We start from the raw sequence: 10,964 nt of genomic DNA, 5'->3' as shown, positions 1-10,964 counted from the left end.
CGCACGCGTTCCCGGGCCCGGGCGCCCTCGCGGTAACGGGCCAGCGCGCCCACTGCTGCGGAATGGCCCCGCCCCCACAGGCCGATCAGATGGCCGGCGGCGCGGCCGGTGGCGCCGCCCGCCCAGACCAGTTCGAACGGCGAGAATAGTTTCCAGCGGTCCTCACCCCACAGGATGCTGCGCGCGATCATCTGCCCTGCCATCGCTGAGGTGTTCAGCCCCTGCCGGCCGAAGCCGCTGGCGACCCACAGCCCTTTGCGGAGCTGGCCGATCTGCGGCATGCCGTGCACCGTCACCCCGACCGCACCGCCGAACACGCCCGATATCGGGACTTTGCCGAGTTTCGGGAAAACGGTCGCAATGCGGCGCTGAATCGCGGGACCAAAGCGGTGCGGCCGCGCCTCCCAGGTGGTTTCCGGACTCGCCCACATCAGCCGGTCGCCGTCGACGATCCGGAAATGATCGATGCCGTCGCTGTCGGTTACCGATCCCCTGAAGGCGATTACATCGCCAAGCCGCTCGCCGAGCGGCTCCGTCACCGCGGCATAGCGCCAGACCGGCAGCAACGTCTCCGACAGGCGACGCAAGGGAGCGCCGAGGTGAACGTTGCCGGCCAGCACGATATGCGAGGCGCGCAGCCGGGCCGACGGCGTCACGATGCGCTTGCGAATGCCTGATGGATCGATGCTGACGACGGGCGTGTCCTCGAAGATGCGTGCGCCCGCCCGCCGCGCCCGCGCGGCAAGGCTGTGGACGTATTTGCGGCCGTCGATCTGGAATGCGCGCGGATAATAGATGCCGTGGAAATAACGCCCGGTCCCCAGTTGATCGCGAACGCGATCGACCTGCCACCCCTCGACCTCGGTCTCGAAATCCTCGCTTAGCGTCTGTAGCCGGCTGATCAGCGTTTCGCCGGCGTCGACATTGGAGACCTCCAGCGCGCCCTCGCTCAGTGCAATGCCGGGCATCGCCTCTTCGGTGGCGGCGGCGCGAACGTAATCGGCGCCCTCCTTCGACAGCGCCCACAATTCGCGCGCGTCCTCGAGACCGACGCGTTCGATCAGGTCGCCGATCGGAAGGCTGTAACCCGGCATCACCGTGCCAAGTTGATGGCCGGATGCGTTCCAGCCAACATGCCGGCCCTCGAGCACGGCGACGCTGGCGCCGAGCCGCGCGGCCTCCAGCGCTACCGTGAGACCGGCAAGTCCGGCTCCCACCACGCAAATGTCAACATCGAGGTCGAATGAGAGCCGCGAGCGAAAAGGCGCGTCGTCGTCGGGGCCGTCGGTCGCACTTGTGAAAGTCTCAGGCATAGCGTTTCTTAACGGACCGCTGCGGCGCTTGTCACCTTGTCAGAGACATGAGCTTGTAGATTAGTCCAGACTAAGACCGAATCGAGAATGCGCCCATGCGCCGTTTGATGCTGTTGCGTCACGCCAAGACCGAACACGACGCGCCTTCGGGCCATGACCACGACCGCCGTCTCGACGAGCGCGGCCGGCGGGATGCCGTCGCCATTGGAACCTGGATCGGCCAACATCCGCCGCTTCCCGATGCCGTTCTGGTCTCGACCGCCGTGCGGGCGCGGCAGACCTGGGAGATCGCGCGCGATGCGATCAAGGATGCAGTGCGGGAACGGCATCGGCAGCCGCAGGTCGAACTGCTCGACGAACTCTACGGCGCCGAGCCGGCGCAGCTCTTGCAGATCATCCGCATGGCTGACGTCACCGACCCCGCGCGGCTGATGCTGATCGGTCACAATCCCGGCATGCATGAGCTGGCCCTGATGCTCACTGGCAGCGGCGACAAGGCGGCGAAGAAAGCGCTTGAAGACAATCTGCCAACCGCCGGCCTCGCCATCCTGGATTTCGCGACCGACGACTGGAGCGAGGTGGCGTTCCGGCGCGGCACGCTCGTTCGTTTCACAAGCCCGAAACTGCTGAAGCAGGCGCTGGACGATTGAGCCGCGCGGACATAAAGGCCCGCCCGTGCTAGGCTGGCCATGACCTGTTTTCGAGCGAATTAGCAACAAGTTCGCGTAAAAGAAAACGCGTCAAAACAATGGGCTGGAATAGGGCTCTGACAAATCAGAACCGGACCGGCCGGAAGCCGGAGGCGCAGATGTTCAAGTCGATTCTCGTGCCGATCGATCTGGCCGATACGGATCTGGCCAAGCCCGCGATTGCGACCGCCGCAACGCTGTCACAGACTTGGAACGGCTCGGTGCGCCTGCTCAATGTGTTGCCGATCACGCCGGTAATGCTGGCGGAATATGTGCCGGCCGATTTCGATGCCCAGCAGCGGGCGACCTCGGAGGAAGCGCTCGCGATCGTGGCCGCTGAATCCGGCATCGCCGCGCCGCGCATTTCTACCGCGGTGCGAAAAGGCGGCATCTATCATGAGATCCTCGAAGAGGCGGCCGCGGTCAAGGCCGACCTGATCGTGATGACCTCACACCGGCCGGCGATGCGGACCTATTTCCTCGGCTCCAACGCCGGCCATGTGGTGCGCTATGCCAAATGCTCGGTGCTGGTGGTCCGGCACTGAGGATAGCGCGACCGCATAACGGCAGCGCCATTGACCTCACATCATTCGCCCGAACGTCGGATCGATCAGGCCGCGCACGGCCGTCTCGATCTGGCTGCGCTCCACCCCGATGTCGCGGAGCGCGTGGTCGTCCAGTTCATGCAGCGTTTTGACGGCTTCGCGGTGCGCAAAATAGGTGACGATGCCGTTCGCCCAGCCTCCGAGCAGGCGGAAAAATCCGGTCCGCGCGTTTCGGGACGCAGGCTGGCCTGCCGTCTGGGATACCGTCGTCATCGTTCTTCTCCTTGCTTTTGCGCGGCAAAGCGCTGCCGCCGACGCAAACGCCCAATGCGCTTGCGCCTATTGATCCGATTGCTTGCACCCCTCTCAGTGCAATCTCTGGCTTGATGGTTCCAAAATGATCCGATACATTGCTCGGTGCAAGGAAAACATTGCTCTCGGTGCAATAATGTCAAAGTTCGAGTACCTGAAGCTTGCCGATACCGTCGCCGCCGAGATCGCCAACGGCGCCCTCAAGCCCGGCGACCGCCTGCCCCCGCAACGCAGCTTCGCCTACGAGCGCAAGATCGCGGTCTCGACGGCGAGCCGCGTCTACACCGAGTTGTTGCGCCGTGGCCTCGTGGTCGGCGAAGTCGGGCGCGGCACCTTCGTCTCAGGCGAGACGCGCCGCGGCATCACCATGCCGACCGAGCCGCGCGGTGCGCGCATCGATCTGGAAGTCAATTACCCGATACTGCCGACGCAATCGGCGATGATCGCGAGAAGCCTGGCCGGGCTGGAACGCCCCGAAGTGCTGGATCTCGCGCTGCGGCACTCGACCACGACAGGCACGCTGGCGGCGCGGACCATTTCCGCCGAGTTTCTCTCCCGCGAGGACTGGACCCCGGCCCCCGATCAACTGGTTTTCACCGCAAACGGCAGGCAATGCATCGCCGCTGCGCTAGCGGCGATGGTGCCCAGCGGCGGCCGCTGCGGCGTCGAGGCGCTGACCTATCCCTTCATCAAGGACATCGCCGTCAGGCTCGGCGTATCGCTGGTGCCGCTTGCGATGGACGAGCACGGCGTTCGCCCGGACGCGGTACAGAAGGCTCACCGCGAAACCCACTTGTCGGCGCTCTATCTTCAGCCGACGATTCAGAACCCGCTCGGCATGACCATGCCGCCGGCGCGCCGGGCCGATTTGCTGCGCGTGGTCGAGAAGCTCGGCCTCACCATCATCGAGGATACGGTCTACGGCTTTCTCGACGAAGAAACGCCGATGGCCGCGCTCGCGCCGGACAGCTGCATCACCCTCGACAGCCTGTCGAAGAAGGTGGCACCAGGCCTTGCGCTCGGCTTCATCGTTTCGCCGCCGCGCCTGCGCGAACGCGTCATGGCCGCGGTTCGATCGGGCGGATGGACGGCGTCCGGATTTGCCTTTGCCGCCGGACAGCGGCTGATGGCGGACGGCACGGTCGCCGAGCTGTCACGCCTGAAGCGGATCGACGCGGCGCGGCGCCAGCAGATGGCGGCCAAATACCTCGCCGGTTTTGAGGTTCAGGCCAACGTCAAATCCTACCATCTCTGGCTGACCTTGCCGCCGCATTGGCGCTCGCAGACATTCGTCGCGGCGGCGGCCCGGCGCGACATCGCGCTGACGCCCTCGACCACTTTTGCGGTCACTCCCGGTCACGCTCCTAACGCCGTCCGCCTGGCGCTCGGCGCCCCCAGCACCGAACAGCTCGATCTGGCGCTGCGTACATTGTCAGGGATGCTGACGGCGAAGGAAGACGTCGATACGACCGAATAGCGCTACCGGTCACAGGTTTCGCGCGCCGGCCACTCCGCGATAAAGCCCCTCGCCTTGTAGGGCTCGATTTTGTCCCATTCACGGAGCATGCGGCGGCTGAATTCGGCGTCGGTATGCCAAAGCGCCCGCGGCGTTTTAAAACTGTCGACCATGACCAGCATCTTCTCCACTTCCGGCCAGTGCCGATGCAGCGTCATCGGATAGCGGCGCGCCGTCCAGGTATTGCCGAGGCAGATCACGCTGCCGATGTTGCCCAGCCCCAGCGCGGCGTCGATGATGGGCAGCGAGAAGATCACATTCTCGCCGGTATTCATCGCGCGATCCTCTCTCAGGATGACGCCGGCCGGGACGCCGCGCGCGATCATGGCATCGGCAATGATGGCGCATTCCGACCGGTCATCTCCCGGCGTCACGCCGCCGCTTACGATTGTCCAGCGAAAATATCCCTCTCGCCACAGCCGGCAGGCTTCCTCGATACGCTCGTCGACATCCTCGCGCGTGCCGAACACGAACAGCAGATCGGCCGGCCGCAGCGGAGTCTTGACCAGGTGCCGCGCATTGATCGCGGCAATCTCGGCTTCCGTCGGCAATCGCGTCGTTGCGGTGATCACGGTATCTCGCCTGCTTTCGGGGAAATGCCGCACAGAGTGCCGCGCCCCGCGGCGCTTCACGAAATCACGTTTCGTGTCGCTTGATTGCGAAGCCCGCTACGGCAACAATGTCTCGGGCAGCTCGTCGAACGTATACCGGCGCGGCCGGTTGCGCTTGATGAAGCCGCCGATGGTCCAGGCAAACCAGATGGCGATGCCGACGAGAAACAGCGCGCCGGTGAATTCGGACGTCGCGAGCGCGCGCACCAGAAGTCCCACCATGGCGATGGCCAGCAAGGCCAGCATCACAACTGCCGCGCCATAGGTCGCCGTCCCGATGCCACCGGCCAGGGACGCCTTGCTGCCGGCCGCTTTCATTCTGCGGTGCAGCTCTGTGATAAAGGCGCGGTAGCCTTGGTCCTGCGGCGTCATCAACGTGACCGTCTGCCAGCTCGTCGAAACGATGGCGATCCGTCCGCCGCCCCTACGTTTGATATCGGCGCGAAAGCGGCGGGCTTGCATCGTCATCGGTCGATACGACAGGCGGATCGAAGCGATCTCGGCATAGGGCCATACGCCCGACCGGCTGCCGATCCGCCACGACAATCCGGCGTCCGTCAGTTCGAATTGCTGCGCCGACGAGATCAGCGACGCCTTATATGCGTAACTGATCGCGCGGGCGCCCTCGCCTTCCGTCGCCTGGTTCGGTCGTGATGTCGGCAATTCAAAATATCCGTGTCGTTTAGGGGCCGCCTGCTTGCGCGGCGCGCCGGCTTTACCTTACAAGCGGTCCATGGCCCAGACGACTTATTTTCCGCGCCGCCTGATCCTGGCCGGCGCGATCGTTTCCGGAGTGCTGCTGGCGCTGGCCGTGCACATGCTGGGCGCGCGCTACGGGCTCGATCTCGGCGGCCTTTGGCGTTCCAATACCGGCGAGTTCATGCCCGCGGGCGCCGCGATCGCGTGGTGGCTGATCGCGACCGTGGGATTCTCCGGCGGCTATTTCACCGCCAATTTGATGCACGGTGCCGCCTCGGGCCAGATTCCACAGCGGATGCGGCAGTTCCTGATCGTGGTCGGCGTGCTGATCCTCGCCGGCGCCGGACAGGCGGCCTCGGCGCCGAGTCCGGTCCCGACCGTATCGGGCGTGCTCGCCGGTCTCGCAGCCCTGTGCCTCGGCGCGGTGATGGCGTTTTGCGGCGCGCATTTCGCGCTGCGCAAGGCCTGAGGAAAGAAGGCTCAAAAGCAATCAGGCGACGGCCTGCGCGCGTGCCTTCGAGAGCATGGTTTCCACCTCGGCCGCGGGACGCGGCGGGCTAAACAGATAGCCTTGCGCCTGCGTGCAGCCTTCCTGGCGCAACAGGTCGAACTGCCCGTCGGTCTCGACGCCTTCCGCCGTGGTGACGATGCCGAGACTCTTGCCGAGGCCGGTCACGGCACGGACGATCGCCATCGAATCATCGCGCGTCGCGAGTTCAGTGACGAACGAGCGATCGATCTTGATCTTGTCGAACGGGAAGCTGCGCAGGTAGCTGAGTGAGGAATATCCGGTTCCGAAGTCGTCGAGCGAAATCCGCACCCCGAAGGCGCGAAGCTCATGCAGAACCGAAAGCGTGGCCTCGCTGTTCTGCAACAATACCGATTCCGTAATCTCGAGCTCGAGCCGGTGCGCCGGAAGGCCGGAGGCTTTCAGCGCCTCCTTCACCGTCAGCACCAGATTGGGATTCTTGAACTGCACCGGCGAGAGATTGACGGCGACGCCGACATCCCGCGACCATTGGGCCGCGTCCATGCAGGCCTGACGCAACACCCACTCGCCGATCGGCACGATCAGGCCGGTTTCCTCCGCGAGCGGAATGAAGTTGGCCGGTGAGATCATGCCGCGCAACGCGTGATTCCACCGCACCAGGGCTTCGAAGCCAACGACGACATCTTTGGCGACGTCGCGGATCGGCTGGTAATAGACTTCGAATTCCTTGCGCTGCAGCGCCGCGCGCAAGTCGAGTTCCAGGAGCCGCCGCGCCTGCGCGCGGGCGTCCATCCCGGTCTCGAAGAAACGATAGGTGCCGCGGCCGTCCTCCTTGGCGCGATAGAGCGCGAGGTCGGCCTTCTTGAGCAGTTCGTCGGGATTCTTGCCGTCTTCCGGCGCAAGCGAAATGCCGATGCTGACGCCGATCACGAGCTGGTGGCCGGCGATCTCGTAAGGCGCGGAAACCTGCTCGACCACGTGGCTGGCGAGCAAGGCGACAGCGGACGGATCGCAATCGTTGCAGAACTGCACGATGGCGAATTCGTCGCCGCCGAGCCGCGCCACCGTGTCGTTCTCGCCGATGCATGCGCCGAGACGGCGGGCGACTTCCTTCAACAGCGCGTCGCCGACGGGATGGCCGAGCGAATCGTTGATGTCCTTGAAGTGGTCGAGATCGAGACAGAGCACCGCGAGCTGATCGCTGCGTTTGGCGAGCCGCAACGCCCTTTCGAGCTGCTCGCGGAACAGTATCCGGTTCGGCAGATTGGTCAGCGCGTCATGGCGGGCCATGTGCGAAATCTGTTCCTGGGCCTGCTGCCATTCGGTGATGTCTTCGAAGGTAGCGACCCATCCGCCGCCGTTCTTGGGCTGATCGACCACGCGGATCGACCGTCCGTTGCGGGTCAACGTCCTGGTCACGCTGTCGCCGGCCTTGGCCGCGGCAATCACGCTGGCGACGAACTGATCGGGATCGCCGTCCCAGCGATTGAGCGCCTTCTGCTGCCGGAGCACGTCGAGCAGCAAACGGCCCTGGAGCGCCATGCCGGTCCGCCCCATCATTTCGGCATAGCGTTGGTTGTTGAGCAGGATGCGGCCATCCGCATCGAACATGCAAAGCCCCTGCGACATGTTATCGAGCGCGGTATCGAGCAGGACTTTCTGACTATGGAGTTCGCCCTTGGCGCGGCGGTCGATCATCGCCGCCAGCAGCGACAGGCCGAGGATGGCGAATGCCGCGACCGCCGTCAGGAACGACAGCGCGGTCGGCGAAATCGACATCACGTCGGTACCGAGAGTCGGATCCGGAATGAGAGTAACGGCGCCCATCGCCGTGAAATGATGCGAAACGATGGCAATCGTCAGCAGCCCGGTGGCGGCCATGGTATGGACGGGATTGTCACGGCGTACCGCGACGAGAAGCGCGATGGCCGCGAACAGGCTGCCGAACACGATCGAGGCCAACACGAGGCCCTGCGACCATACAATGAACGCCGGCAGCTCGAGCGCCGCCATGCCGGTATAATGCATCGCTGCGACACCGCCGCCGATGACGGCGCCGCCAAGGGCAACCACCCACCGGCGTGAACTGGATAACGCAATGCAAAGGCCGGTGGCCACGATGGCTATCGCGAAGACCAGCGACAATAAAGTGACGGGGATGCTGTATCCGGCGCCTGCGCCCGGATCGTAAGCCAGCATCGCGACGAAGTGAGTGGCCCAGATTCCGCAGCCTCCGACAGCCGCGTCGAGACCGATCCAGACCGCGCGCGTTCGGCCGCGCGATGCCCTGGCGCGATGAAACAGGCTGATGGCAACCGCGCTGGCGAGCCAGCAGATGGTGCCGGCAAGCACGACCAGTCTCCAGTCATGCTCGGTGGTGAGACAAGTTAGGACGCGATACATTTACAGGCCCCCGATAGCCTGTAACAGCAATCCCATTGGTATATTTGAGGTAACCCGCCACGGCCGAGTTGTGCGGATGGTGAACGAATATCGCAGACGGCGCGCCGGCGGCCTCCGCCGCACGGGAAATATGGTTTCCGATCCGTTACCGCCGGCCGCCCCACCAGATCGCGGCGGCGGCGGCGAGCAAGACGCCGGCCGAGATCAGCAGCGACGCGTGCACGCCGTTCATGAACGTGCCGGAACGGCCCACAAGCGAACCGAACAAGGCGACGCCGAGCACACTGCCGGTCTGCCGGGTCGCGTTGAGCACGCCTGCGGCAATGCCTGAGCGCGATTTCTCCACGCTGCCGAGCAGCGTCGAGGTCAATGGCGGAACCAGCAATCCGAGACCGGTGCTTAGCGCGATCAGTTGCAGGCAGATCGACCAATAGCTGGTGTCTGCAGCGATTCCGAGCATCGCAACACAGCCGGCCGCTGATAGCGAGGCGCCGGCTGCGATCGTCGCCGATGCGCCGATGCGCTCGGCCAGAAGCGGCGCTATCAGGTTGACCGGCAGCACCGCGCCCATCATCGGCACAAAAGCGAGCCCGGTCGCGAACGCCGACAATCCATTGATCTGCTGAAAATAAAGACTGAGCACGAAGATCAAACCGTAGATGGCGACATTGACCAGCAAGCCGATCAACGACGTCAGTGCAAACATCCGATTGCCAAACAGTGCGAGCGGCAGCATCGGCTGCTTCGTACGCGCTTCCCGCCAGACGAACAGGACGGCGAAGGCCGCAAACGCCACGAAGCCCGCGATCACGAGTGAATGGTCCCAGCCAAGCGAGCCACCCTCGATGATCGCGCCGGCGAGCGAGCCCAGCGTCGCGATCGCGGCGATCTGGCCGGGCAAGTCGATCTCGCGTTCGGGCGTACGCGTCGTCTCGTCGGCAAAGCTCCAGGCCAGCCACAGGCCGGCAAGACCGATCGGCAGATTGACGAGGAAGATGGAGCGCCAGCCGACCAGCGTGATCAAGGCGCCGCCGACAAACGGTCCTGCCGTCAGCGCTAGGCTCGCACCCGCGGCCCAGATGCCGACGGCGCGCCCGCGGGCCTTTTCTTCCGGATAGGCATGACTGAGCAGCGCGAGCGAATTCGGCACCAGAATGGCCGCGGCCAATCCCTGGACGCAGCGCATCATGATCAGGATCGCCGCATTGGCCGCCAGCGCGCAGCCGACCGAGGCTGCCGTAAAGATGGCAAAACCCGCCATGAACACCCGCTTGGCGCCGATCCGATCGCCGAGCGCACCCGCCGTCAAGATGAAAGCCGCAAAGGCGATGGTGTAGGCGCTCACCACCCATTGCAACTCCGTGACGCCGCCACCAAGCGAAATCCCGACGGCATTGAGGGCGGTATTGACGATGGTGACGTCGAGCTGAACGACACCATAGCCGAGGCTCATCGCGGCGAGCGTCAACGCCGCCGCGTACTTCGACGGCGCCGGTCCGGCTCCGGCTACGGAATGGACTGCCGCATCGGGGCCGGAAAGCGGCCTGAAATTGAGATCGGCGTTGCGCATGGGTCATCCCTTCAGGGCCCAAACGCCGTTCAAGCTGGTCCGTTTCAGTATGATATTTCGTCAAAGATCGAAGTATGAATGCAGCCGGCCGCCGGCACAAAAAAACGCCGCGCGAGATATTCTTCCTGCGCGGCGTTTTGCCTCAACCCGGGCGATGATCAGCTTGCGGCGCGCAAATTGACCTTGCCTTCCGCCAGCGAGGTCAGCTTCTTGTCGGTCGTCTTTTCCTCGTCGAGCGTCTGCTGCAGGATGCTGGCGCAATCGTTGCGACCAAGCTGCCGTGCCCACGCAATCAGGCTGCCGTAGCGGGTAATTTCATAGTGCTCGGCGGCCTGCGCGGCGTTGATCAGCGCTGCGTCCAGCACGTTCTTGTCAGCGACCTCGCCCGCGACTTCGTCAGCCTCCTCGATGATGCCGTCAATGGCCGGGCAATCGACCGCCTTCACCTCGGCGCCGTGCATGCGGAACACCTCTTCGAGGCGCTGCACATGCGTCCTGGTTTCATCGAGATGCGTCAAAAAGCCCTGTTTTAGCTGCTTGTCGGTGGCCTTTTCGGCCATTTTCGGCAGTGCTTTCACGAGTTGTTTCTCGGCGTAATAGATGTCCTGCAATTGATGGATGAACAGGTCGTTCATGGTCTTGATGTCTTGGGTGAACAGTCCCATTGCGGTCGTCCTCCGGTTGGAACACGTGCGGGTACAGGCCCTCGTTTTGGCCCGTCGCGCGTTTCGTGTTCGATGCTGATGGAAGCTAACCGGCCCGCGAATGCGATGTTCCTAACGACCCCGAAAACGTCGCGATGGAACGCTGGAACGC

General features: G+C 64.2%; 11 protein-coding genes. 4 read left to right on the top strand and 7 right to left on the bottom strand.

All coding sequences use genetic code 11. The features are described from left to right. On the bottom strand, nucleotides 1-1,313 hold a 1,313-nt coding region (locus CQ14_RS32575), incomplete at its 3' end, for an NAD(P)/FAD-dependent oxidoreductase (protein ID WP_057861872.1). A gap of 95 nt (nucleotides 1,314-1,408) precedes the next feature. On the opposite strand from CQ14_RS32575, the gene CQ14_RS32570 reads away from it, so the two are divergent. Next, on the top strand, nucleotides 1,409-1,963 hold the full coding sequence (locus CQ14_RS32570) for a SixA phosphatase family protein (protein WP_082650137.1): 555 nt from the start codon (nucleotides 1,409-1,411) through the stop codon (nucleotides 1,961-1,963). Between the two features lie 158 nt (nucleotides 1,964-2,121). Next, nucleotides 2,122-2,547: a universal stress protein gene (locus CQ14_RS32565; protein ID WP_057861876.1), complete on the top strand. Its 426-nt coding sequence runs from the start codon at nucleotides 2,122-2,124 to the stop codon at nucleotides 2,545-2,547. 36 nt (nucleotides 2,548-2,583) lie between these two features. On the opposite strand, the gene CQ14_RS32560 is transcribed toward CQ14_RS32565, so the two are convergent. Further along, entirely contained in the window at nucleotides 2,584-2,820 is a 237-nt protein-coding gene (locus CQ14_RS32560) for a DUF1127 domain-containing protein (protein WP_057861871.1), read from the bottom strand. Nucleotides 2,821-2,995: 175 nt separating this feature from the next. On the opposite strand from CQ14_RS32560, the gene CQ14_RS32555 reads away from it, so the two are divergent. Beyond that, entirely contained in the window at nucleotides 2,996-4,336 is a 1,341-nt protein-coding gene (locus CQ14_RS32555; RefSeq protein ID WP_057861870.1) for an aminotransferase-like domain-containing protein, read from the top strand. A 2-nt stretch (nucleotides 4,337-4,338) separates the two neighbouring features. Here CQ14_RS32555 and CQ14_RS32550 read toward each other — a convergent pair whose 3' ends face one another. Beyond that, nucleotides 4,339-4,947, bottom strand: coding sequence for a YdcF family protein (locus tag CQ14_RS32550; RefSeq protein WP_057861869.1), 609 nt, complete (start codon nucleotides 4,945-4,947; stop codon nucleotides 4,339-4,341). A 96-nt stretch (nucleotides 4,948-5,043) separates the two neighbouring features. Then, a complete protein-coding gene (locus CQ14_RS32545; protein ID WP_347337170.1) occupies nucleotides 5,044-5,532 on the bottom strand; it encodes a hypothetical protein in 489 nt (162 codons plus the stop codon). Nucleotides 5,533-5,719: 187 nt separating this feature from the next. On the opposite strand from CQ14_RS32545, the gene CQ14_RS32540 reads away from it, so the two are divergent. After that, nucleotides 5,720-6,154, top strand: a complete 435-nt coding sequence (locus tag CQ14_RS32540; RefSeq protein ID WP_057861867.1) for a hypothetical protein — start codon at nucleotides 5,720-5,722, stop codon at nucleotides 6,152-6,154. Between the two features lie 21 nt (nucleotides 6,155-6,175). On the opposite strand, the gene CQ14_RS32535 is transcribed toward CQ14_RS32540, so the two are convergent. From CQ14_RS32535 to CQ14_RS32525, 3 genes are all read right to left on the bottom strand, one after another. Then, nucleotides 6,176-8,578: an EAL domain-containing protein gene (locus tag CQ14_RS32535; RefSeq protein WP_057861866.1), complete on the bottom strand. Its 2,403-nt coding sequence runs from the start codon at nucleotides 8,576-8,578 to the stop codon at nucleotides 6,176-6,178. A gap of 145 nt (nucleotides 8,579-8,723) precedes the next feature. Continuing rightward, nucleotides 8,724-10,148: an MFS transporter gene (locus CQ14_RS32530; RefSeq protein ID WP_057861865.1), complete on the bottom strand. Its 1,425-nt coding sequence runs from the start codon at nucleotides 10,146-10,148 to the stop codon at nucleotides 8,724-8,726. Between the two features lie 158 nt (nucleotides 10,149-10,306). Further along, nucleotides 10,307-10,813: a YciE/YciF ferroxidase family protein gene (locus tag CQ14_RS32525; RefSeq protein ID WP_057861864.1), complete on the bottom strand. Its 507-nt coding sequence runs from the start codon at nucleotides 10,811-10,813 to the stop codon at nucleotides 10,307-10,309. Nucleotides 10,814-10,964 lie beyond the last annotated feature (151 nt).

The organism is Bradyrhizobium lablabi, from assembly GCF_001440475.1.
GTDB classification, from domain to species: domain Bacteria; phylum Pseudomonadota; class Alphaproteobacteria; order Rhizobiales; family Xanthobacteraceae; genus Bradyrhizobium; species Bradyrhizobium lablabi.
Note: the sequence above shows the minus strand (reverse complement) of the source record. Positions and strands in the feature narration are given on the sequence as shown.